The sequence below is a fragment of the Saccharothrix isguenensis genome, assembly GCF_052936305.1.
Map to the genome: position 1 here is coordinate 3391152 of NZ_CP193626.1, position 24017 is coordinate 3415168.

Consider the following 24017-nt stretch of genomic DNA (forward strand, 5'->3'; position numbering starts at 1 on the left):
CCCGGCGATCACGCTTCTCGACCGCCGGGAAGTCGGACGCGAACGACCGACTCCCCGGCGACCTGGCCGCCGACTGCGGAGCAGGCGGCCATCGAACTCAGCCGTTCTTCTCCTTGTACCGCTTGTGCGCGCCGTTCACCACGTCGACGAACTGGGTCATGCCCTTGGCGTCCAGTTCCTGGACGTACGCGTCCCAGGTGGACATGTCGCGGCTGCCGAGGACGAACTGGAGCGTCGACTGCGTGACGAGGTCCTTCAGCGGGGACTCCCACAGGGTGGCGCGCTCGCGCTCCTCCTCGTTCAGCGGAGCCGGCGGGGCGAGCGGGATCACCTTCTTGCTCTCCATCGTCTTCTGGAAGGCGAGCTCCTCCTCGGTGAACATCGACTGGAGCAGCTCGGTCGGACCGCCGTAGGCGAAGACACCGCCCTGGAAGCCGAAGTCGCGCTGGAGGTTCTTCGGCGCGCCGACGTTCATGCCGCCGAACGCCACGTCGGACTTGAGCGCCCGCTTGCCGGAGGAGTCCTTCTCGAAGGTCGTGCCCTCCACGCCCCACTTGACGAGTTCCTGCGCGTCGTCGGAGTACCACAGCCAGTCGATGAACTGCATCGTGGCCACGAACTTGTCGCTCTCGGCGATCTTGGCCGAGACCATCAGGCCGTTCTCCAGGCGCGTGCCGCGGATGACGTCACCCTTCGGGCCGGCGGGCAGCGGGATCTTCGCCACCGTGGCGCCGGGGATCTTGGAGACGTTCGGCCGGTAGTCGTTCACGATGTTCTGCGCGTTGCTGCTGATCGCGAACGACTTGCCGCTGGCGAACTTCTGGATCGCTGCGTCGTCCTTCTGGGTGAAGCTCTCCGGGTCCATCAGGCCTTCCGCGACGAGCTTGCGGAAGTACTCGATCAGCGCCTTGTACTCGGGCGTCGCACCGGTGAAGTCGAACTTCTGCGCCGACTCGTTCCAGGTGGCGTTGTTGTAGCCCCAGCCGGCCTGGGTGCCGAAGGTCTGGCCCGCGTAGTTGAGGATGGACTTGCCCTCGAACCGGTCCGACAGCGGGTAGCTGTCCGGGTGCGCGGCCTTGATGGCCTTGAGGACCGCGTAGACCTCGTCCCAGTTCGTCGGGGTCTTCAGGTTCAGGCGCTCCAGCTCGTCGGTGCGGAACGCCAGGGTGTAGTCCTGCCACACGTTCTCGTGCACGCCGGGCAGCAGGTAGAACTTGCCGTCCTCCTGGCGCAGCGTGTTCAGCTCCGGCTGGAGCTTCCACTTGTCGACCTTCGCCTTGAAGTGCGGCATCAGGTCGAGGTAGTCGCTCACCGGGAGGATCGCGCCGGACGAGACGAACGGCGCCTCCTGACCCGGGTAGGTCTTGGAGATGATCGTCGGCGCGTCACCCGAGCTGATCAGCAGACCGCGCTTCTGGTCGTAGTCGCTGTAGGGCACGACGGTCGGCTTGAGCGTGATGTTGGTCCGCTGGGAGATCTCCTTCCAGAGCGCCCAGTCTTCCTTCATCGGGTAGTGGGCCTGGTCGAGGTAGAGCAGGCTGACGTCCAGCGGCTCGGTCGCCTTGAACTGGTCACCCGCCTTGTAGTCGGTCATGGCGGCGACCTTCTTGCCGTCCAGGCTGACTCCGGCCGCGGCCGGCTCCTCTTCGCTGCACGCCGCCACGCTGACCACGAGGCTGCCCGCCACAAGAGTCAGAAGCGTGCGCTTCCATTTCGATCGCATCGTGCTCTCTCCTCGGGTGTTTGACACCGTCGTCAACTCGGAGGCGCTACTGCTTGACCGCGCCGAGCATCACGCCCGACACGAAATAGCGCTGGATGAAGGGATAAACGACGACGATGGGCAGCACAGTCAGCACCATCGTCACAGCCTTGATGTTCGCGGAGATCGCCACCGCGTTGGTCTCCACGGCGCCGACCGACGTCGCCGAGGTGGCGCCCGCGATCATGTTCCGCAGGTACACGGTGACCGGGAACAGGTCCGCCCGGTCGAGGTAGAGGAACGCCTGGAACCAGGAGTTCCAGTTCGCCACCGCGTAGAACAGGATCATCGTCGCGAGCACGGCCTTCGACAGCGGCAGGACGATCCGCAGCAGGATGCCGTAGGTGTTCAGGCCGTCGATCGCGGCGGCCTCCTCCAGTTCCGTCGGCAGGCTCTCGAAGAACGCCTTCATGACCAGGAGGTTGAACACGCTGATCGCGTTCGGCAGCACGATCGCCCAGATCGTGTTGGTCATGCCGAGCCCGTTCACCAGCACGTAGTTCGGGATCAGGCCGCCGTTGAAGAACATCGTGAACACCGCGATGCCGACGAGCAGGCCGCGGCCCTTCAGCTTGTGCTTCGACAGCACGTACGCGTAGATCGTGGTGAGCACGATCGAGATGGCGGTGGCCGTCACGGTGTAGAGGACGGTGTTGAAGTAGCTGTTCCAGAACACCGGGTCGGACGCGACCAGCTTGTAGGTGTCGAGGTTGAACCCGCGCGGCACCAGGTTCACCTGGCCGGTGCGGATGTAGACCTCGCTGCTGAACGACTGCGCCACGATGTTGACGAAGGGGTACAGCGTCACCACGACAACGCCGAGCAGCACCACCACGTTGACGACCCGGAAGATCCGGTAGCCGCGCGAGTCGTCCATCGAGGTGCGGCGTGGTCCGGCGGGCTTGTCCAGCCGGTTCACGAGAGCGGTCGGGTCGGTGGTCACCACAGGCTCGTCCCCACTGCTCGGCGCGAGATCGCGTTGGCGGACAGGATCAGCGTGAGGCCGATGATCGACTCGAAGAGGCCGATCGCGGCGGCGTAGCTGAAGTTGTTGGACACCAGGCCGACCCGGTAGAGGTAGGTCGAGATGACGTCCGCGGTCGGGTAGGTCAGCGGGTTGTACAGCAGCAGGACCTTCTCGAACCCGACCGCCATGAACGTGCCGATGTTGAGGATCAGCAGGACGATCATCGTCGGCCGGATGCCGGGCAGCGTCACGTGCCAGGTCTGCTGCCAGCGGTTCGCGCCGTCGATCCGAGCCGCCTCGTAGAGCTGGCTGTCGATCGTGGTCAGCGCGGCCAGGTAGAGGATCGTGCCCCAGCCGACGGTCTGCCAGATCTCGGAGGAGACGTAGATCGAGCGGAACCAGTCCGGCTCCTGGATGAACGAGGTGGGTTCGCCGCCGAAGGCGCGGACCACCTGGTTGACCGTGCCCTCCAGCGACACCAGCTGCATGACCATGCCGGCCACGATCACGATGGAGAGGAAGTGCGGAAGGTAGGACACCGTCTGCACGAACCGCTTGAAGTAGCGCGAGCGGACCTCGTTGAGCAGCAGCGCCAGCACGATCGGCAGCGGGAACACGAAGAACAGGCTGAGCGCCCCCAGCACCATCGTGTTGCCGAAGACCTCCCAGAAGTTCGGGTCGTTGATGAACATCTTGACGTAGCGCAGGCCCACCCACGACTCGCCGTAGATGCTGCCGCCCGGCACGAACTTGCGGAACGCGATGACGTTGCCGAGCATGGGCGCGTAGCGGAAGACCAGGAAGAACAGCAGCGGGACGATGACCAGCGTGTAGAGCTGCCAGTCACGCTTCCACGCCTTGCGCCAGGTCGTCTTGTACCGGGGCGTCTTCGGGGCCTTGGGCGGTTTCCCGGACTTCGTCGGCGCCGCATCGGCGGCTGGTTCGCTGACCTGGGTGGTCATGCGCGCTCCACCTCCTCGTGGGCGACCGACACGTCGGTGAGCCGGCGCCGCGTGTGGTCGACTTCGCGCAGCGGGCCCACGAGCCGCAGGTCCACCGCTTCGTGCACGTCGGCGCTGGACCGCGACACGCGCAGCTGCACCGCGCCCGGTTCCACCACACGCCGCCCGTTGAGGCCGGTGAACGACGTGACGTCGGCCGGGACGCGGAACGTCACGCGTGCCGAGGCCCCGCCGTCGAGCGGCACCCGCGCGTACCCGATGAGCCGCACCACCGGGCGGGTCACCTGGGCGACCGGGTCGTGCAGGTACAGCTGCACCACGTCGGCGCCGGCGCGGTCGCCCGGGTTGCGCACGTCGAGTTCCAGCTCGACCTCGCCGTCCGTGGTCCACGGCCGGTCGCCGTCCACCACGCGCGCGGACGACCAGGAGAACGTGTCGTAGCCCAGGCCGTGACCGAACGGGAACGCCGGTGTGGGGTCCACGTTGGACACCCCGCTGCGTCGTCCGAGCGGTGCGGACAGGTAGGTGCCGGGCTGCCCGGACGGGTCGCCGGGGATGCCGACCGGCAACCGGCCCGACGGCGCGACCGCACCGGTCAGGACGTCCGCGATGGCCGGGCCGCCGAGCTGACCCGGGAAGAACGTCTGCACCGTCGCCGCCGCGCTGTCGGCCAGGTCGCCGATCGCGTACGGCCGCCCGGTGATCAGCAGCAGCACCACCGGCGTGCCGGTGGCGACGACCGCCCGGACCAGGTCCGCCTGCGCGCCGGGAAGGACGAGTTCCGTCGCGTCGCACCCTTCGCCCGACGTGCTGCGGCCGAACAGCCCCGCCAGGTCGCCCACGGCCACGACGCACACGTCCGCCTCCGACGCGGCGGCCGCGGCGGCGGCCACGTCGGAGGGGTCGGTCTCGCCGATGACCTCGCAGCCACGGGCGTAGGTGACGTCGCCGTCCACCTTGTCCTTCAGCGCGGCCAGCACCGTCGGGATCTCCAGGCCCAGCGGCATGTCCATGTGGTGCACGCCGATGTGCGCCGGGAACGAGTAGCAGCCCAGCATCGCCATCGGGTCGTCCGCGAGCGGGCCGACCACCGCGAGCCGGGCGCCGGACCGCAGCGGCAGGACGCCGTCGTTGGCCAGCAGCACCACGGACTCCCGCGCCAGGCGCAGCGCGACTTCCCGGGCCTGCGGCGAGTCCAGTCGCAGGTCGTCGACGTTCTCCGGCAGCGCCGACCAGTCCGGGTCGAGCAGGCCGAGTTCGACCTTCTGCCGGAGCACGCGGCGCAGCGCGCGGTCCACCAGGGCCTCGTCCACGTCTCCGCGCCTGACCGCTTCGAGCAGCGGCGCGCCGTAGCACCGCACGGTCGGCAACTCGACGTCCACGCCCGCGCTCAGGGCCAGCGCGGCGGCGTGCGCCTCGTCCTCGGCGACCCGGTGCAGCGTCTGCAGGAACTTGACCGCGAAGTAGTCCGCGACCACCGTGCCGTCGAAACCCCAGGTGTCGCGCAGCAAGGTGGTGAGCAGCCCGGCGTCGGCCGCGGACGGCACGCCGTCGACATCGCTGTAGGACTGCATCACCGACCGGACTCCGCCGTCGTGCACGGCCATCTCGAACGGCGGCAGGACCACGTCGGCGAACTCGCGCGGGCCGATGGACACCGGTGCGAGGTTCCGCCCGGCGCGTGAGGCCGAGTAGCCCGCGAAGTGCTTCAGCGTGGCGACGATCCCGGACCCTTCGAGGCCGCGCACGTAGGCCGTGCCCACCGTGCCCACGAGGTACGGGTCCTCGCCGATGGTCTCTTCCGTGCGGCCCCAGCGGTAGTCGCGCGTGACGTCCAGGACGGGTGCGAGGCCCTGGTGGACGCCGGCCGCCCGCATCGAGCCGCCGATCAGGCCCGCCATCTCGGCGACCAGCCCGGGGTCGAACGACGCGCCCCAGGCGAGGGGAGCGGGGTACGCGGTGGCCTGCCACGCGGCGAAACCCGTCAGGCACTCCTCGTGCACCAGCGCCGGGATGCCGAACCGGTTGGCGGCGGCGACCTGCTGCTGGGACAGGGCGAGCGACTTGGCGCCGACCACCGGGTCGACCGGACGGGTGCCGAACGGGCGGGTGAGCTGGCCGAGGCCGGCGGCGATGACGTCGTTCCACACCACCGGATCGCCGGTCATGTCGTTCTGGTGCGGCGCGACCTCCCCGCCGTCGGGATCGGCGCCGACCCACACCCCGACGAGCTGCGCCAGCTTCTCTTCGAGGGTCATCGCAGCCACGAGCGCTTCGACCCGGTCGGTGACCGGCAGGCCCACGTCCTGCCAGACCGCGTTCGGCCGGTCGGCGGTCGTTCTGACGGCGTCGCCCGCCGGCGTCGCCGTGACGTCCGTCGTCCTGTTCATCATCGACCAGAAACCCCCGCTCACGTCCTCGTGAAGACCGAAACTATCGAAGTAACTTCCGACATGCCGATCCGGTGGGGAGAACGTAGGGGGATCTCCGCAGGACGTCAACAGTTCGTGCCAGTTCGATATATTCGCAGTTCATGGCATGTCATGCGACGTCAGATCAGGTTCACAGACCTGAACAATTTCAGGCGTCGTTGACCCGAACGGACGTCATGCTGGTGATCGGGAGGTCGAACCTTTACGCTCGGCCGTCGAAACTTTAGAAGCTTTCGGACCGGCGAGCGGGTGTGCGGGCCGCGCGCGAACTAGGGGGCAGCATGAGTTCGTCGACCGAGCCGGACACCGGTGCCGTGCCGGAGAAGGCGGTGAAGGGCGCGGCGTCCATCTCGTCCATCGCGGCCGAGGCGGGCGTGTCGATCCCGACCGTCTCCAAGGTGCTCAACGGACGCCCGGACGTCGCCGCCGACACCCGCGCCCGGGTGGAGAGCGTGATCGAGCAGCACCGGTACCGGCGACGGCGGGCGCGCCAGTCTTCCCGGCCCGCCCTCATCGACCTGGTGTTCCACGAGATGAACTCGGCCTGGTCCACCGAGATCATCCGGGGCGTCGAACTGGCCGCGGCCAACGAGCGCGCCGCCGTCGTGCTCTCCGAGCTGGGAGGTGAGCACCGGCCGCGCCGCGAGTGGTTCGACGACCTGCTGGCCCGCCGCCCGCTCGGCGTCATCCTCGTGCTGGCCGGGCTGGACGACGAGCAGCGCCGCCAGCTCACCGCCCGCAACATCCCGTTCGTGTTCGTGGACACCGCGGGCGAGCCGCCGCCCGGCGTGCCCACCGTGGGATCGGCGAACTGGGCCGGCGGCCTGGCCGCGACCCGGCACCTGCTCGGGCTCGGGCACCGCCGGATCGCGGTCATCTCCGGGCCGACGACCATGCTGTGCAGCCGCGCCAGGGTCGACGGCTACCGCAGCGCGCTGGAGTCCGCGGACGTCGTCGTGGACCCGGACTTCGTCCGCTACGGCGACTTCTACGTCAACGGCGGGTACAGCCACGGCCTCGACCTGCTCGACCGCCCCGACCGGCCCACCGCCATCTTCGCCGGCTCCGACTTCCAGGCGCTCGGCGTGATGCGTGCGGCCCGCGAGCTCCGGCTGTCCATTCCGGACGACCTGTCGATCGTGGGCTACGACGACCTGTCGGTCAGCGAGTGGATCGGGCCGCAACTGACCACCGTGCGCCAGCCGCTGCGCGAGATGGCGACCACGGCCGCGCACATGGTGCTCAGCCTGGCTCGTGGCCAGCACCCGCCGAACGAGCGGATAGACCTCGCCACCGAGCTGGTCGTCCGGGAGAGCACCTGCCCGCCCAAGGAGGGTGACTCGGCGGCTCGACCGGCTCGGCGGCGCGGCTCGGGGTCCGGCTAGCGCAGCGGCGTGTTCGCCGGGTCGACCCGTTCGCCCTCGCGGACGGGGCCCGGCGGCGTGCCGTCCCCGAACGGCCGACCGCCGAGCGCCTCCCGGCCGTGCGGGGTGACCCACCCGGACAGGTCGGGGCCGTTCGGCACGATCCCGCTCGGGTTGATGTCCTCGTGGACGACGTAGTAGTGCTCCTTGATCTGCCCGAAGTCGACCGTGTCGCCGAAGCCCGGCGTCTGGAACAGGTCACGGGCGTAGGCCCACAGCACCGGCATCTCGGCGAGCTTCTGCCGGTTGCACTTGAAGTGCCCGTGGTAGACGGCGTCGAAGCGGGCCAGCGTGGTGAACAGCCGCACGTCCGCCTCGGTGATCGTGTCGCCGACGAGGTAGCGCCGGTCGCGCAGCCGGTCCTCCAGCCAGTCCAGCGCGGTCCACAGGCGCGCGTAAGCCCCGTCGTACGCCTCCTGGCTGCCCGCGAACCCGCACCGGTACACGCCGTTGTTGACCTCGGTGAACACCCGCCGCTCGACGTCGTCCATCTCGTCCCGGTGCGCCTCGGGCAGCAGGTCGGGCGCGCCGTCCCGGTGGTGGTCCTGCCACTCCGTGGACAGGTCCAGGGTGATCTGCCCGAAGTCGTTCGTCACCACCGCGCCCGTCGTGGTGTCCACGATCGCCGGCACCGTGATCCCGCGCGGGTAGTCCGGGTCGCGCTTGAAGTAGGCCTCCTGCAGGCGTTCGATCCCCAGCACCGGGTCACGTCCGCCGGGGTCGAGGTCGAACGTCCACGACCGGGCGTCGTGCGTCGGACCGGCCAGCCCCATCGACAGGACGTCCTCCAGGCCGAGCAGCCTGCGCACGATGATCGCCCGGTTGGCCCACGGGCACGCCCGTGCCGCGATCAGCCGGTACCGGCCCGGCTCGACCGGGAACCCGTCCTGCCCGTCGGCCGTGATCCGCGTGTTGATGTACCGGGTGTCGCGGGTGAACTCCTTGCCCTTGACCGAATAGGTGCCGCCCCGGGTGTGCTCGGGGTTCCCGCCGTTCTCCGCCGCCGCAGTCTCGCTCACGGCCCCGAGCCTACGTCGGGTCGGCGACGGCGGCCGGTCGTGCCGCTCCGACCGACAGGCCGGTGAGCGCGGCGTCCCCCGGACGCCAGCCGGGGACGGCGACGGCGACGTACCGGGCGGTGGCGTCGAGGACGAGGTCCGCGCGGTGGCGGCGGGGCGCGGCGACGGGCGGACCGTAGGACCGGCCGTCGGTGCTGGTCGTGATCACGCAGTCCGGCACCGGCCCCGGGGTCCAGACCAGCCCGACCCGTCCGATGCGGTGCGCCGAGCCGAGGTCGACGACCATGCGGCCCGCCGGGCCGGGCGTCCACGCGGTGTCCGGGTCGTCGTCCACGGCGGCGGCCGGGTCGGTCATGCCGGGTGGCAGGGGAGTGGTGGGGAAGGTCGTCCGGCCGAGGGCGAGGTCGTCGAGCGGGTACGGCCGGGCGTCCGGCAGCGTCACGTCCCGCCGCACCCCGGAGGGCAGCGTGACCGGCATCCGACCGCCGTGGGCGCCGATCAGCACCATCCGCGCGACCGGACCGGAGGGCGCGCCGGTGAAGGTCACGCGCGCGCCGTCGTGCACGACCGCCGTGAGACCGACCGGCACGCCGCCCTCCAGGGTGAACAGCGGAGGCTCGACGCGGGCGGTGGCGCCGTCGATCCGCAGCTCGTAGGCGGTGCCGGTCCGGGTGACGACCTGCCGGCCGCGGTAGAGCCGCACCGCCGTGGCGTCCTGCCGCACGGCGACAGTCCCGGCGGCGGGAGCGTCGGCCAGGTTGAACAGGCTCAGGAACCCGTCGGCCGCGCTGGCGCGGACGGTGGCGGGCTCGCACGTCGGCGTGCCGAGCGCGGACAGGGCGGGGAGGTCGACCCGACCGGGGTAGCCCTCCACGACCATGCCGGCGGCCGGCCCGTCGGACAGCACCACGGTGTCACCGGAAACGGTGATCGGGTTCGGTGACCCGTGCACGACGAACCCCGCGCGGCCGTCGACGTCGAGTCGGCCACCGGTGCTGCGCAGGTCCGGTTTCGGGTACTCGGCGGCGGTCGTCCACGTGACGTCGTCCGGCGACGTCTCGATCCGGTACGCGCGACCGGCCGCCGCCTCCCAGTAGAGCCGCACCCGGTCCAGCGGCACGGGCGCGCCGAGGTCGACCTCGATCCGGCTGTCCGCGCGGCCCCGGTCGGCGCGGGAGACGGCCCAGCGCGTGGTGTGGTTGCCGTCGGTCGCCAACGCGGGGCCGCGGCCGGTGTCCCAGGAGGACGCGGTCGTGGCACGGCCACGGGCCAGGTCCGGACCGTCCTCGCCGTGGCGCGCCTCCAGCGTGAACAGCGAGTACCCGTAGGTCGGGTGCGGCGAGACGCCGACCATGCGGACGTGCCGCGCGGTCACCGGGGCGAACACCAGGTCGTCGACCCGCGCCACACCGGACGGTGGGACGCCCGAGTCGGCCGACGCCACGGTGACGACCCCCTCCGCCGCCGTGTAGGTGCGGGCGCCGTCGAGGCCGGGCACGCCCGGCATGGTCAGGTTGTGCACCTCCACCCGGCCCTCGCCCGCCGCGAGCCCGGACGTGGCGTAGACGACGGTCCCGGTGGGGAGCGTGGCGGTGCCGGCGTGGCCGTCCGGGAAGGTGAGCAGGCTCGCCGTGCCGTCGAACCCGTCGCGGACGCGCTGGTACACCGCGACCCGGCGGGCCACGACGGTCATGGCCGTGGAGGGCAGCAGCATGGCCGTCGCGCCGCCGATCACGAACAGCCAGTCGTCGTGCGCCGGCTGCCAGGCGAACTTGGTGAAACCCCGCTTGGTCACCGTGCCCGCCCAGGCGTGCGGGGACTGGTGCGCGAGCAGGCCCGGCTCGGCCCCGTAGTCCGTGGCCGCCGCCGCCGAGGCGAAGAACTCCTCCGCTGACACCGGCGTCACGGCCGGGCCGTTGCGGACGCGCCACTCGTGCAGCAGGTAGCTGATCGCCAGCTCGGCCCGCGCCTCCGGCTCGTACTTCGGCTCACCGGAGAACTTCGCGAGCCGGTGCTCCGGGGGGTACGCCTGGTAGGCGGCCAGGCGTTCGGCCAACGCGGCCTCCGCGCGGGCGGCCAACCGGTCGCCCAGCACCTGGGACCGGAACGCCAGCGGGATGACGTCACGGCCGTAGAGGTGCTCCCGGTCGTCCACCATCGGCATCAGCGGCTCGCCCGCGTCGCTCATCGTGGCGAGGATCGTCCGCCACAGCCGCTCGCCGTTCGGCTGGGCGGTCAACACCTCCGGCAGGGGAGTGCCCGCGAGCAGGAAGTGGACGGCGTTGCGGCCCGACGTGCGCCACAGCTCTTCCTGGTAGTGCGGGCCGTACGAGCCGTGGTTCTCCACGATGAACGTGTCGTACAGGTTCGTGGCGGTGTTGGCGTCGACCGGCACGCCGTCCACCACGGTCGGGTTGGCCAGGTCGGCGGCGGGCAGCCCGGCTTCGTTGCGGCTCCACCTGCCGAACGCCTCCCGCCACGTGCCCGCGTCCGGGTCGTCGGCCGCCCACGCGAGCCCCGGCGCGAGCGCCTGCGCGTAGACGCCCATCTCCTCCAGCTTGGTGTCGCCCCGGTACCCGCCCATGAGGCCGTTGGGCGTCCAGCCGCCGGAACGGGGGTCGTTGCCCGAGCCCAGCGCCGCCGTGTACGCGGCCTGACGGCGGGTGATGAGGTCCACCGCGGTCCGCGTCGCGGGATCGAGGTCCGCCCACAGCAGGCGGGCGGCGAGGACGAAGTAGGACTGGAAGGTGGTGTCCCAGAACAGGGTCCGCCCCCATTCCGACCCGCCCGCCAGGACGTTGCTCGCGGCGAAGTGGCGGATCGTGGCGACGGTGTGCGCGTGCAGCACCGACTTCGCCACCCCGGTGGCGTCCGCGTCGTAGTCGCCCCGGGTCAGCAGCACCGCGTTGCCCAGGACGACGGCGAAACCGAAGTCCGCGCGCCGGTAGCGGCCCGCCGCCGGGTCGTACTGCTGCTCGGCCCACCGGGTGTGGCGCGACAGCACGTCGTAATAGACGCGTGCCACCGGGTCCGCGTCGTCGGCCAGGGCGGGGCGGTGCGGCAGCGCGAGGCCCGGCGCGAGCGCGAGCGCACCGCCGACCCCCACCGCGCGCAGCAGTTGTCTCCGGTTGATCCGCATGGTCGTCGCCCTTCTCACGCGCAGGCCAACCGGGCGTCGGCCCAGTCGGCGTGGTCGAAGTTGCGGCCGTCGCCCCCGTCGGTGACCCGGAGGCCGAGCATCCGGACGCCCGTGGTGTCGACCGAGATCGACCGGGCCGGCTCGGCGCCGCGCAGCACGCCGCTGTCGTGCAGGACCCGGCCGTCGCCGAGGACCTGGAAGACCACCGAGCCGGGCGACGTCGTCTCGTCGTCCAAGCCGATCACGGCGGTGAACGTCCCGCACGCGCGGCCCAGGTAGACCGACAGCTCGGACGGCGCGTGAACGCCGATCCCCTTGGCGTGGACGACCCCGCCGATGGTGAGCGGGTTGCCGTCACCACTCGCGTTCTCGCCGTTGGACCGGTCCCGTTCGACCGGGCCCCAGCCGTTGCTCTCGCTCAGGAACGGCAGGTCGCTGACGTACGGGGAGCCGGTGGGCGCGGGCGGTGGCACGAAGGCGCGGACCGCCCGCTCCACGTGCACGTGTGGGTGCCCTGGCGCGCGGAACTCCGCGAACACCGGCACGTCGACCGCGCCGACCGGGCTGTCGTCGCCCACGCGCACGGTCCACCGACCGGTGATCGCCTCGCCCGCCCGCATCGTGCGCCGCTCGACGGGCTCACCCGTCACCGTCCAGCCGGCCGGCGCGGCGGCGGTGAGCACGACGTCGTCGACGGTGGTGCCGGCGTCGAGCGTGAAGGTGCCGGAGATGTCGAACGTCGACCCCTTCGGCGCGTCGACGACGTCCGGCGGCGTCACGGTGATCGTGGTCGCGGGCGTCGGGACGATCGGCTGGTCACACGTGAGCATGCCGGGCAGGTACGGGCAGATGACCGCCGCGAACCCGCCGTTGCGCGGCACCGCGACCTCCAGCGCCGCGGACGAACGCGCGATCCGGCTGTCGCGTCGGACGTCGGCGCGGCCCACGCCGTCGCGGACCACCTCGACCAGCCACCGGCCACCACCGAGGAAGTCCAGCGACGCCCGCAGGGTGCGCGGGTCGCCCGCGGCGATCGCGCCGACGAACCAGCGGGCGCCCGAGCGCCGTGCCACCACCGCGTGATCCGACGGGTCGCCGCCGAGCAGCCGCGTCTCGTCCCACGCGGTCGGCACCTGGTTCAGGTAGCGCAACGCCTCGGGGAACCGCTCGTAAGCCTCCGGCCGGTCGGCGAAGTGCGTCCAACCCGATTCGTAGAGCACCGGGAGCGCGACCTCGTGCGCGATCGTCGTCTCCTTCGGGCCGACGTCGAGCGAGACCGGCGTGTAGTCCATGGACCCGACCACGTTGCGGGTGAAGAACTGCACCGGGTTGTTCGCCGCCGGTGGGAAGTTCTCCGCGCCGCGCACCGCTTCCATCGTCATGACGTGCGGCCACGTCCGGGCCAGGCCGTGCGGGATGGTGGAGCCGTGGAAGTTCACCATCAGCCGGTGCTCGGCGGTCTCGGCGAGCACGTCGTCGTACCACTGGTAGCGGGACCGGGAGTCGGACTCCATGAAGTCCAGCTTCACGCCGCGCACACCCCACCGGCGCACCTCCGGCAGGACCTCGTCGCGCTCGGCACGCGTGTCCAGCGCGGACCAGTGGAACCACAGCAGCACGTCGACGCCCTTCGCGCGGGCATACCGGACCAGCTCCGGCACCCACGTGTCGCGCCAGCCCTCGTCCACCAGCACGTACTCCCAGCCGTTGCGGGCGGCGAAGTCGACGTACTGCTTCTGCCGCTCGAAGTCGCCGGGGCTGGAGTGCTCGCTCAGCCACGACCAGGCGACCTTGCCGGGCCGGACCCACGAGGTGTCGGCGAACCGGGCAGGTGACGCGAGGTCGTCCACCAGGGTCGACTGGCTCACCGTCGCCAGGTCCCCCACGATCGCGGTGCGCCACGGCGTGCGCAGCTCGCCCGACGAGGTGATCCGCTCGTCCGCGAGCACCACCCGGTAGTCACCCGAACCGGCGGCGTGCCGCAGTCGGCTCCCCGCGTGCCGGCCGTCCACGTCGGACTCGGTGAGCAGGGCGAAGTCGTCGCCGACCCGGAACAGCGACGGGTGGCCGAAGTCGCCCGCCGCCGCGCCGCCGGCCGTGGTGCGCACCCGGTTCGCCTCGTACCAGGCGTTGTACGGAAGCAGCCAGGCCGGGGCGTCCGGCGGGAGGGCGAACGACGACGCCTCGCCGGTCACCGTGACCGGGCCGGGCAGGACGTACCGGTAGGCCGCGCCGTCCGGCGCGACGCGCACCACCAGGTCCAGCCGCGCGCCGCCCGTGCCCTCGAACGCGAGCGTGCTCTCCGTCATCCTGGTGGTGCGGTCCAGCCGCTTGCCGGTGGTCATCCGGTACTGCTCGGTGACCACCCGGTCGGCGCGGCCGATCGCGCGGAGGTCCCTGGTCAGGTCGGTGTCGGCGGTGTGCACGCCGACCGGCGCCGGCGCGAGGACGGTGCGGCCGTTCCGGAAGACGGCGAACGTCAGGCCGCCGGTGTCGGGGTCGAGGGCCACGCGGGCGGAGATCGAGGCGGCGCCCGGCGCGGTCACCACCCACTCCGTGGGCACGGCCGACATCGCCGGGACGGGCAGCACAGCGGCCGTGCTCACGGCGACGGACACGGACACGGCGAGCATCCGTCGGGTGGTGACGCGGCGAAGTCGTGACATCGTTGTCAAACCCCCAGTGCTGGTCGCGCCGGTTTCGACTCGGGCCATCGTGATCGCCGGTCGAGCAGTGGGTCAAGGCCGCCGACAGGACAGGTTCTGTCCTGGCGCAGGGGTTGACAAATGGTGGCGCAACACCATGTGCGCGACCGGTTCTGGCAGGCTGCCCCACAGGTGCGGCACGACGTGCCGCGGTGGAGGGGACGGGAAGACGTGAGCGTTGGAAACCGCCGTTGGACCGATCGCGGTGCGGCCATCGGGCACGGGGTGAGCTGGCTGGCGCGCTGGAGCACCCGACTGGCGCTGGTCGCGGTCGGCTTCTGGCTGCTGTGGACGCTCATCGGCAAGCTGTGGGTCGTCGTGATGCCGGTCCTGCTCGGCCTGCTGATCACCACCGTGCTGTGGCCGCCCGCCCGGTGGCTGCGCTCGCGCGGTCTGCCCCCGGCCCTGGCGGCGACGATCGTGCTGCTCGGCGGACTGACCGTGCTCGGCGGCGTGCTCACGCTGATCACGACGTCGATCGCCTCCGGCGTGCCCGAGATCGCCGCGAGCGCCTCCCGCGCCCTCGGCCAGGCGCGCGACTGGCTGGCCGGTCCGCCGGTCAACCTCGGCGACAGCCAGCTGGACCAGCTGCTCCAGCAGGGCACCGACCAGCTGCAGTCCAGCGTCGGGTCCATCGCGGACGGGCTGATCGCCGGCGTCGGCACGGTGACCTCCGGCATCGTGACCGGCATCCTGGCGCTGCTGCTGGCGTTCCTGTTCGTCAAGGACGGGCCGCGGTTCGCCCCGTGGCTGCGCGGCGTGGTCGGCGAGCGCGCCGGCAAGCACATGACCCTCGTGATGGAGCGGATCTGGACGACGCTCGGCGACTTCATCCGGGCGCAGGCGCTGGTGAGCCTGTTCGACGCGGTGCTGATCGGCCTGGGCCTCGTGGTCCTGGGCGTGCCGCTCGCGGTCCCGCTGGCGGCGCTGACGTTCCTCGGCGGTTTCATCCCGATCGTGGGCGCGTTGATCGCGGGCGCGCTGGCCGTCCTCGTCGCCCTGGTCAGCAACGGCCTGACGACCGCCATCATCATGCTGGTGGTCGTGATCGTGGTGCAGCAGGTCGAGGGGAACGTGCTCCAGCCGGTGCTCCAGTCCCGGAGCCTGCGCCTGCACGCCGCGGTCGTCCTGCTCGCCGTCACGGCGGGCAGCACCATCTACGGCATCGCGGGCGCGTTCCTGGCCGTGCCGGTGGTCGCCACGGCCGCGGTCGTGCTCCGGTACCTGGGTGAGGTCATCGACCACCACACCGCGCCGCCACTCGTCGTGCCCGATCGCCCGGACGACCACGAACCCGACGGCGCGCCCGGTCCCGCGTAGCTCTTCGCGACGCCTCGGTGACGCCGCGCAATCGATCATGCGCATAGTGGGTTGTGGCAAGAAACCCATGCTTATCATGCGCGGATGCTCCGACGGACTTACGACGGTCAGCTCTGCTCGGTCGCCCGCACCCTGGAGGTAGTGGGCGAGCGGTGGACGCTGTTGATCGTGCGGGACGCGCTGACGGGCATCAGTCGGTTCGACGGCTTCCTCAACTCCCTGCCGATCGCCAGGAACGTGCTGAGCGACCGCCTCAACGGCCTGGTCGACCACGGCATCCTGGAGCGGGTGCAGTACCAGGACCGGCCGCCCCGGTACGAGTACCTGCTCACCGGCCGGGGCCGTGAGCTGATGTCGGTGGTCACGGTGCTGATGGAGTGGGGCGACCGCCACCTGCCGATCCCGCCCGGCCCGCCCGCCGTGGCGGGGCACACGGGCTGCGACGGCACGGTCAAGACGGAGCTGGTCTGCGACTCGTGCGACGAGCACTTGCCGTCGACGGAGGTCGTCCTCCAGGAGAACGCCATCCTCCAAGAGGACTTCGCCGCCACCCCGCCGAACCGGACCGGCCCCTGACAGGACGCGGGGGCGGGGCTGGTTCGGCGGGCCGGTTCGGCGCTGTGCCGCGGCAGCGGCTGCCAGGCGACACCCTCCGGTTCGAGCCGGGGACAAAACCGCCGGCGACGGACGTGTCGGTCGACCACCATGACGGCCATGATGCTGCTGGTACCCGCCGACCCGCTCCGCTCCACCCGGCCCGATCCGCACTTCACGGCGGAGGCCGCTGCCGCCCGTGACGCCGGGCACCGGGTCGCGCTGGTGGACCACGACCTGCTCGCCCGGGGCGAGGCGGAGCGCGCGGTCGTCGAGGTGCCCGGGTCCGACGACGCCGTCTACCGCGGCTGGATGGTGCGGTCCGAGCGGTACGCGGCCTTCGCGGACGCGCTCGCGCGACGCGGCGCCGTGCTCCGGACCACCGCCGGCCAGTACCGCGGCGCGCACGAACTCCCGGGCTGGTACGACCACTTCAAGGGCCTCACGCCGGAGTCCGCCTGGACCGACGGCTTCGACCGGGAAGGGTTCGAGCGCGCCCGTGAACGCCTCCGCAGCGGCCCTGCCGTACTGCGGGACTACACGAAGTCGATGAAGCACCACTGGCACGAGGCGGCGTACATCCCGGACCTGGCCGACGCAGAAGCGGCCTGGAACGTCGCCCGCCGCTTCGCCGAGCTGCGGGACGACGACGCCACCGGCGGGTTCGTGCTGCGCCGCTTCGAGCCGTTCACCTCGTCCGAGGTCCGCACGTGGTGGGTGGACGGCACGTGCGCGCTCGTCGGCCCCCACCCGGACACCCCGCACGACACGGCCGGCATCCCGAACGGCACGGCCGACGCGCCGGACCTGGCCGCGATCGGATCACTGGTGGCACACCTGCGGTTCGTCACCGTCGACCTGGCCCGGCGCGAGGACGGCGCCTGGCGGGTGGTGGAGCTCGGCGACGGCCAGGTGAGCGACCGGCCGAGCACCACCTCGGCGCCCGCGATGATCTCGATCCTCGGTCAGCGGGCCGCCGCGCGAGACGGGGCGGCCCGCTGACCGAGAGGATCACGCCGTGCAGGCGGTCCCGCCCAGGGTCACGCCGGACGGCCGGCCCGCCGGACCGTTCGCCGTGAACCCGAGCCCGACCGACGCGCCCGGCGCCAACGACGGCGCGTACGACGGCGCCGTCACGGTGACGGTCGTGCCGCTCTGGCTGAACGTCCCGTTCCACCCGCTGCCGATGGTCGCGCCCGCCGGCAGGGTGAACACGACCTTCCACGGGTTGACCGCGCTGGTGGAGCTGTTCGTCACGGTCAGCGAACCCTGGAAACCGCCCTGCCAGGCGTTGTCCTGCCGCCACGCCACCTTGCACGCGCCCGGACCGTTGCCGTTGGTCGAAGTGGTGGTGGTGGTAGTGGTGGTGGTGGTCGTCGTCGTCCCGCCACCGGTCGGCGGGATCAGGTACGGCTGCAGGATGGACTGCTTGGCCTGGTTCACCGTCGTCCAGTCGTCGCCCACGATGCCGCCCGTGTCACCGGAGTTCGGGTTCCACGACCAGTAGGTGAACGACATGCCGTTCACGCCGGTGCCGGTGTAGGCCATCAGCTTCTCCAGCCACACCTTGTCCTTCGGGTTGGCCAGCGTCGTGCCGAACTCGCCCATCATGATCGGCGCGGTGCCGTTCTTGTACAGGTAACCCCAGTACTTGTCCCAGATGGCGGGCATGTTGGCCGGGTAGTCCGGCGCGTCGAACCACTTCTGGGCGAACACCGACGTCGCGTACTCGTGCGGCGAGTAGACCAGCCGGTTCGGCACGTTCAGCCGCACCGGGAACTGGCCCGCCTTGGACAGGTTGCCGCCCCACCAGCCGCAGTCCTCGTCGTTGGACGGGTCGTTGTCCCACGTGTCGGACAGGCCACCGCTCGGGCAGCTCACGCCCTCGACGAAGATCAGCCAGTTCGGCTGCACGGACAGGATCGCGTTGCCCGCCCGTTCGGCGGCCAGCCGCCAGTCGCGCTCCACCACGCCACAGCCCCAGCACGCGCCGGTGGCCGCCGGGTTGGTGCCCTCGGCGTGCGGCTCGTTGTGCAGGTCCGCGCCGATCACCGTGGTGTTGCCCGCGTACCGCTGGGCGAGCATCTTCCAGTCGTTGATCCACGTCGACTCCGGGACGGCCGACGTGTACCAGAGGGCGGACTGGGAGGCGCTGGTCGGCCGGTGCCGGTCGAGGATGATCCGCATCCCCTTCTGGCCCGCGTAGTCGACGACCTTGTCCAGGATCTGCAACGGCGACAGCCCGACCAGGTCGGGGTTGCTGAAGTCGTTCACGCCGGACGCCGTCGCGCCGGGCTTGAGCGCGTCGTTCGAGAACGGCACGCGCAGGGTGTTGTAGCCCAACGAGGCCATCTGGTCGAGCTGCTGCTTCCACGTGCGGTTGGACCACAGCCCGTGGAACGTCTTGTTCTCGGTCTCCATGCCGAACCAGTTGATGCCGGTCAGCCGGACCGTCGCGCCGGTGCTGTCCACGATCTTGTTGCCTGCGGTGTGCAGGTAACCACCGGCCGGGGCCGCTGTGACCTGTCCCGCCGTGGTGATCGCGACGACCCCGCTGACGGCCATCGCGGCCGCGAGCAGGGCGCCGAAGATCGATCTCCGTTGCCGCATACCGCTCTCCTTCGAGGATGTCGCACCGCGTTCTGGGAGCGCTCCCAGCGGGAGGGTAATGACCGCGGTCACAGTGTTCAAGGACCAGTAGTTCCGGGCACTACCAGCGACGACGCCCGGATCGCCCGGTAGACCCCGGAAGCGGGCGCGCTTCCGGTCACGGTGTCCGTCCCGCCGGCCGCCCGGAGCGGGACGCCGAACGGGTCAGCGCACGCCGCGAGGTCGGAACTGGACGCTGATCCGGGGCCCGACCGGCTTGGCGGACTTGGGCACGGCGTGCTCCCACGTCCGCTGGCACGAGCCGCCCATCACGATCAGGTCGCCGTGGCCCAGCGCGTACCGCACCGTCGCCCCGCCGCCACGGGGCCGCAACGCCAGTGCGCGCGGCGCGCCGACGGACACGATCGCCACCATCGTGTCCTGGGTCGAACCTCGCCCGATCGTGTCACCGTGCCAGGCCACGGAGTCGCGCCCGTCGCGGTAGTAGCAGAGGCCGGCGGTGCGGAACGGCTCGCCCAACTCCTCGGCGTACCAGGCGGTGAGCTCCGAACGGGCCCGCGTCAGCACCGGGTCCGGCAGTGGGGCGTCCTCGTCGTAGAAGCAGAGCAGGCGCGGGACGTCGACCACGCGCTCGTACATCTGCCTGCGTTCGGCACGCCAGGGGACTTCGGCTGCCAAGCGGTGGAACAGCGCGTCCGCGCCGGTCAGCCAGCCGGGGAACACGTCGACCCAGGCGCCGTCACCGAGCACGGTCCGCCGGATGTCGGCCAGCGGGTGCAGCGTGGGCGTCTCCGCGTCGTCGTCGAACAGCGACACCTGCATGAGCGCAGCCTACCCCGAGAGTCGAACAGGCGTTCGACCCGCAGTGAACTCTATAGCTTCAGTGTCAGCTGAAAGCTCAGGCGTCCGGCTCGGGCTTGCGTCGTCGGCCACCGGTGCGGACCTGCTTCGACGCCTCGGTCGCCGGTTCCGGCTGTTGCTTCCCCGCGGTCGCCTTGTCGGTCGTCCCCGGGTTGTCGGCGAGCAGGATGGCGGCCAGCTCGTCGTAGATAGGTGTGCTGCTCATGGAAGATCCTCTACCCCGTTTGGACGGAAGCTACACGCTCAACCGGTGGGGTGTGCGGCCAGGGTCGCGGAAACGATCGACGTGACTGTGCTGGCCGGTGACCTGGCCCACAACTCGTTCGCACTTCCGATAGACGGATGTCCTAGTAATCTGGTGGGCAGTCCAGTGCCGCCCGAAGGAGCCGTCGTGACCGCAACCTCGCTGCACACACCGCTGAACCCGGTTCGCTTCGTGACCGCGGCCAGCCTGTTCGACGGGCACGACGCGGCGATCAACATCATGCGCCGGATCCTCCAGTCGCAAGGCGCCGAGGTCGTGCACCTCGGCCACAACCGGTCGGTGCGCGAGGTGGTCGCCGCGGCCGTGCAGGAGGACGCGCAGGGCATCGCGATCAGCGCCTACCAGGGCGGACACGTCGAGTACTTCACCTATCTGGTGGAACTTCTGGCGGAACGCGGCGCGGAGCACATCAAGGTCTTCGGCGGCGGTGGCGGCGTGATCGTGCCGGAGGAGATCGAGCTGCTGCACTCGCGCGGCGTGACGCGCATCTTCTCCCCGGCGGACGGCCAGGAGCTGGGCCTCGCCCGCATGATCAACACGATGGTGGAGGCGTGCGACCACTCCCTGGCGGAGCGCCCGCCGTCGTCCTGGGACGGCCTGTTCACCGGCAGCGAGGACGTGCTGGCCCGTGCCATCACGCTCATCGAAGCCGGGGCGCTGCCCGTGGACGTGCGCGAGCGGATGGTCCGGACGGCGGCCGACCGCGCGGTGCCGGTGCTGGGCATCACCGGAACGGGTGGGTCCGGCAAGTCCTCGCTGACCGACGAGCTGGTCCGCCGGTTCCGGCTCGACCAGCAGGACAAGCTGCGGGTCGCGGTGCTGGCCGTCGACCCGACCCGGCGGCGCGGCGGCGGCGCCCTGCTCGGCGACCGGATCCGGATGAACTGCCTGGACGGCGACCGCGTCTTCTTCCGCTCGATGGCGACCCGGCGGGCGGGCTCGGAGGTGCCGGACGGCCTCGGTGACGCGATCCTGGCGTGCAAGGCCGCCGGGTTCGACCTGGTCGTGGTGGAGACCCCCGGCATCGGCCAGGGCGACGCGGCCATCGTGCCGTTCGTGGACCTCTCCCTGTACGTGATGACGCCGGAGTTCGGCGCCGCGTCGCAGCTGGAGAAGATCGACATGCTGGACTTCGCGGACGCGGTGGCGATCAACAAGTTCGAGCGCCGCGGCGCGGAGGACGCCCGCCGTGACGTGGCCCGCCAGCTGGTGCGCAACCGCGAGGCGTTCGGCGCGTCGTGGGAGGACATGCCGGTCTTCGGCACGTCGGCGGCGACGTTCAACGACGACGGCGTGACAGCCCTGTACCAGCACCTGCGCGACGAGTTGGCGCAGCGCGGGCTGGGCGTGGCCGAGGGCGCGTTGCCGGTGGTGTCGGGCAAGGTCTCGACGTCGGCGGCGACCGTCGTGCCCGCGACGCGGGTGCGGTACCTGGCGGAGATCGCCGAGACGGTGCGCGGCTACCACCGTGCGACCGAGACGCACGTGGACACCGTGCGGCGGGTGGCGCACCTGCGCGCGGCGCGAGCGCAGCTGGAGGCGGCCGGGCACGACACGGCGCCGATCTCGTCGCTGCTGGAGTCGGCGGAGAAGCAGGTGGACGCGGTGTCGGCGGAGCTGCTGGCGGCGTGGCCGAAGGTCGTGGAGGACTACAGCGGTGACGAGCTCGTGGTGCGCGTGCGGGACAAGGAGATCCACACGCAGCTGACGCGGGAGACGTTGTCGGGCAACAAGGTGCGCCGGGTGTCGCTGCCGCGCTACGAGGACGACGGCACGCTGCTGCGGTTCCTGCGCCGGGAGAACCTGCCGGGCCACTTCCCCTACACGGCGGGTGTCTTCCCGTTCAAGCGGGACGGTGAGGACCCGGCGCGGATGTTCGCGGGGGAGGGCGACGCGTTCCGCACCAACCGCCGGTTCAAGTACCTGTCGAAGGGCTCGCCGGCGACCCGGCTGTCGACCGCGTTCGACTCGGTGACCCTGTACGGGCGCGACCCCGACACCCCGCCGGACGTCTACGGCAAGGTCGGCACGTCCGGTGTGTCGATCGCGACGCTGGACGACATGAAGGCGCTCTACGACGGTTTCGACCTGACCGCGCCGAACACGTCCGTGTCGATGACGATCAACGGGCCGGCGCCGACGATCCTGGCGTTCTTCCTGAACACGGTGGTCGACCAGCAGGTCGACAAGTTCCGCGCCGAGCACGGCCGCGAGCCGTCCCCGGAGGAGGCGGACCAGCTGAAGGCGTGGGCGCTGGCGACCGTCCGCGGGACCGTGCAGGCGGACATCCTCAAGGAGGACCAGGGGCAGAACACCTGCATCTTCTCCACCGAGTTCTCGCTGCGGATGATGGCCGACATCCAGGAGTGGTTCATCCAGCAGAAGGTGCGCAACTTCTACTCGGTGTCGATCTCCGGCTACCACATCGCCGAGGCGGGGGCCAACCCGATCAGCCAGCTGGCGTTCACGCTGGCCAACGGGTTCACGTACGTCGAGTCGTACCTGGCGCGGGGGATGAGGATCGACGACTTCGCACCGAACCTGTCGTTCTTCTTCTCCAACGGGATGGACGCCGAGTACAGCGTGATCGGCCGGGTGGCGCGGCGGATCTGGGCGATCGCGATGCGCGAGCGCTACGGCGCGAACGACCGCTCGCAGAAGTTCAAGTACCACGTGCAGACGTCCGGGCGGTCGCTGCACGCGCAGGAGATGGACTTCAACGACATCCGCACCACGTTGCAGGCGTTGTGCGCTTTGTACGACAACACCAACTCGTTGCACACCAACGCCTACGACGAGGCGATCACGACGCCGACCGAGTCGTCGGTGCGGCGGGCGATGGCGATCCAGCTGATCATCAACAAGGAGTGGGGCCTGTCGGCGAACGAGAACCCGCTGCAGGGTTCGTTCGTGATCGAGGAGCTGACCGACCTGGTCGAGGAGGCGGTGCTGGCCGAGTTCGACCGGCTCTCCGAGCGCGGCGGCGTGCTGGGCGCCATGGAGACCGGGTACCAGCGCGGTCGGATCCAGGACGAGTCGATGCTGTACGAGCAGCGCAAGCACGACGGTTCGCTGCCGTTGATCGGCGTGAACACGTTCCTGCCGGAGGACGGGTCGCGGGAGCACGTGACCATCGAGCTGGCCCGCGCGACCGAGGACGAGAAGCGCTCGCAGGTCGAGCGGACCCGCGCCTTCGCCGCCGCCCACGCGGCCGAGGCGGAGCCCGCGCTGCGGCGGTTGAAGGAGGCGGCGGCGTCGGGGGAGAACGTGTTCGCGGTGCTGATGGACGCGGCGCGGGTGTGCACGCTGGGCCAGGTCACCGAGGCGTTCTTCGAGGTGGGCGGCCAGTACCGGCGCAACGTCTGAGGTGGTCGAACGGCGGCGGGCCGGCTGCTCGCCGCCGTGACCGGCCCCGGACCCGCGCTGCGGGCATCCGCGCCGGTGAATCCGGGCCAACCACGGATTAGTCACCCTGTCAGGGGTATCCGCTGGCTCCTCGACCAGGAGAGGCACAGCGATGAACGGAACCATGAAGGCCATCGCCGTCACGGGCGTCGGCGCGGCCGTGGCGGTCGGCCGGCGGATGGCGGCGCGCCGGCGCGAACTGCACCGCGACCGGTCCGACCACTGGCTGGCCGTGACCGTCGACCGACCCTTGGAGGCCGTGGCGGGCGCGGAGGCGTTGCCCGACCCGTTGCACAGGTTGCGGGAGGGCGTCGACGTTCGCTTCCGCACCGCTCCCGGCGACCGGGGCACCGAGTTGATGGCGCGGCCGAAGGAGGGCGGCGAGGTGTCGCGCGAAGATCTGCGCGTGGCGTTGCGCAAGGCCAAGTCGGTGCTGGAGACCGGCACGGTGATCAGGCCGGACACTCCGTCCACCACGCACCCGGGGCCTGCGGGCAAGGTGTTGCGCATGGTGATCGGCAAGTCCGCGGGGGAGGGTCGGCTGTGAGGGCG

General features: G+C 71.1%; 16 protein-coding genes. 6 read left to right on the forward strand and 10 right to left on the reverse strand.

The features are described 5' to 3' along the window. Nucleotides 1-97 precede the first annotated feature (97 nt). Genes ACRAKI_RS15735 through ACRAKI_RS15750 form a run of 4 tightly spaced genes read right to left on the reverse strand, consistent with a single transcriptional unit; the run spans nucleotide 98 to nucleotide 6084 of the window. Nucleotides 98-1723: an ABC transporter substrate-binding protein gene (locus ACRAKI_RS15735; protein WP_447007828.1), complete on the reverse strand. Its 1626-nt coding sequence runs from the start codon at nucleotides 1721-1723 to the stop codon at nucleotides 98-100. A 46-nt stretch (nucleotides 1724-1769) separates the two neighbouring features. After that, a complete protein-coding gene (locus ACRAKI_RS15740) occupies nucleotides 1770-2705 on the reverse strand; it encodes a carbohydrate ABC transporter permease (protein ID WP_447007829.1) in 936 nt (311 codons plus the stop codon). After that, complete coding sequence (locus ACRAKI_RS15745; protein ID WP_447007830.1) at nucleotides 2702-3691, reverse strand: ABC transporter permease; 990 nt, start codon at nucleotides 3689-3691, stop codon at nucleotides 2702-2704. The genes ACRAKI_RS15740 and ACRAKI_RS15745 overlap by 4 nt, the downstream gene beginning before the upstream one ends. After that, nucleotides 3688-6084, reverse strand: coding sequence for a beta-xylosidase/alpha-l-arabinosidase (locus tag ACRAKI_RS15750; protein ID WP_447007831.1), 2397 nt, complete (start codon nucleotides 6082-6084; stop codon nucleotides 3688-3690). Before ACRAKI_RS15750 ends, ACRAKI_RS15745 begins: the two co-directional genes overlap by 4 nt. Nucleotides 6085-6404: 320 nt before the next feature. Here ACRAKI_RS15750 and ACRAKI_RS15755 point away from each other — a divergent pair, with 320 nt between their 5' ends. After that, nucleotides 6405-7508 (forward strand): LacI family DNA-binding transcriptional regulator, encoded by a 1104-nt coding sequence (locus ACRAKI_RS15755; RefSeq protein WP_447007832.1) that lies wholly within the window; start codon nucleotides 6405-6407, stop codon nucleotides 7506-7508. Here ACRAKI_RS15755 and ACRAKI_RS15760 read toward each other — a convergent pair. The 3 genes from ACRAKI_RS15760 to ACRAKI_RS15770 all read right to left on the reverse strand — a co-directional run bounded on the left by ACRAKI_RS15760 (nucleotide 7505) and on the right by ACRAKI_RS15770 (nucleotide 14371). Beyond that, complete coding sequence (locus ACRAKI_RS15760) at nucleotides 7505-8464, reverse strand: glutathione S-transferase family protein (RefSeq protein ID WP_447008430.1); 960 nt, start codon at nucleotides 8462-8464, stop codon at nucleotides 7505-7507. The genes ACRAKI_RS15755 and ACRAKI_RS15760 overlap by 4 nt on opposite strands. Before the next feature lie 112 nt (nucleotides 8465-8576). Next, nucleotides 8577-11705: a discoidin domain-containing protein gene (locus ACRAKI_RS15765; protein ID WP_447007833.1), complete on the reverse strand. Its 3129-nt coding sequence runs from the start codon at nucleotides 11703-11705 to the stop codon at nucleotides 8577-8579. A gap of 14 nt (nucleotides 11706-11719) precedes the next feature. Beyond that, nucleotides 11720-14371 carry a glycoside hydrolase family 97 catalytic domain-containing protein gene (locus tag ACRAKI_RS15770; RefSeq protein ID WP_447007834.1) on the reverse strand — a complete coding sequence of 884 codons (2652 nt, stop codon included), beginning with the start codon at nucleotides 14369-14371 and terminating at the stop codon, nucleotides 11720-11722. 210 nt (nucleotides 14372-14581) lie between these two features. Here ACRAKI_RS15770 and ACRAKI_RS15775 point away from each other — a divergent pair, with 210 nt between their 5' ends. From ACRAKI_RS15775 to ACRAKI_RS15785, 3 genes are all read left to right on the forward strand, one after another. Then, nucleotides 14582-15730: an AI-2E family transporter gene (locus ACRAKI_RS15775; RefSeq protein WP_447007835.1), complete on the forward strand. Its 1149-nt coding sequence runs from the start codon at nucleotides 14582-14584 to the stop codon at nucleotides 15728-15730. Nucleotides 15731-15814: 84 nt separating this feature from the next. Next, a complete protein-coding gene (locus ACRAKI_RS15780) occupies nucleotides 15815-16306 on the forward strand; it encodes a winged helix-turn-helix transcriptional regulator (RefSeq protein WP_447007836.1) in 492 nt (163 codons plus the stop codon). A gap of 138 nt (nucleotides 16307-16444) precedes the next feature. Further along, on the forward strand, nucleotides 16445-17326 hold the full coding sequence (locus ACRAKI_RS15785) for an ATP-grasp domain-containing protein (RefSeq protein WP_447007837.1): 882 nt from the start codon (nucleotides 16445-16447) through the stop codon (nucleotides 17324-17326). A 9-nt stretch (nucleotides 17327-17335) separates the two neighbouring features. Here the strand turns inward: ACRAKI_RS15785 and ACRAKI_RS15790 are convergent, their stop codons facing one another. The 3 genes from ACRAKI_RS15790 to ACRAKI_RS15800 all read right to left on the reverse strand — a co-directional run bounded on the left by ACRAKI_RS15790 (nucleotide 17336) and on the right by ACRAKI_RS15800 (nucleotide 20000). Further along, nucleotides 17336-18934, reverse strand: coding sequence for a cellulase family glycosylhydrolase (locus ACRAKI_RS15790; RefSeq protein ID WP_447007838.1), 1599 nt, complete (start codon nucleotides 18932-18934; stop codon nucleotides 17336-17338). Between the two features lie 204 nt (nucleotides 18935-19138). Beyond that, the gene (locus tag ACRAKI_RS15795; RefSeq protein WP_447007839.1) at nucleotides 19139-19756 is read right to left on the reverse strand and encodes an alpha-ketoglutarate-dependent dioxygenase AlkB; all 618 of its coding nucleotides are present in this window, start codon (nucleotides 19754-19756) and stop codon (nucleotides 19139-19141) included. 76 nt (nucleotides 19757-19832) lie between these two features. Then, a complete protein-coding gene (locus ACRAKI_RS15800; RefSeq protein WP_447007840.1) occupies nucleotides 19833-20000 on the reverse strand; it encodes a hypothetical protein in 168 nt (55 codons plus the stop codon). Nucleotides 20001-20186: 186 nt separating this feature from the next. On the opposite strand from ACRAKI_RS15800, the gene icmF reads away from it, so the two are divergent. Together icmF and ACRAKI_RS15810 are read left to right on the forward strand one after the other, a co-directional pair. Continuing rightward, nucleotides 20187-23426, forward strand: coding sequence for a fused isobutyryl-CoA mutase/GTPase IcmF (icmF, locus tag ACRAKI_RS15805; RefSeq protein WP_447007841.1), 3240 nt, complete (start codon nucleotides 20187-20189; stop codon nucleotides 23424-23426). 151 nt (nucleotides 23427-23577) lie between these two features. Further along, on the forward strand, nucleotides 23578-24012 hold the full coding sequence (locus tag ACRAKI_RS15810) for a hypothetical protein (RefSeq protein ID WP_447007842.1): 435 nt from the start codon (nucleotides 23578-23580) through the stop codon (nucleotides 24010-24012). Nucleotides 24013-24017: the final 5 nt, after the last annotated feature.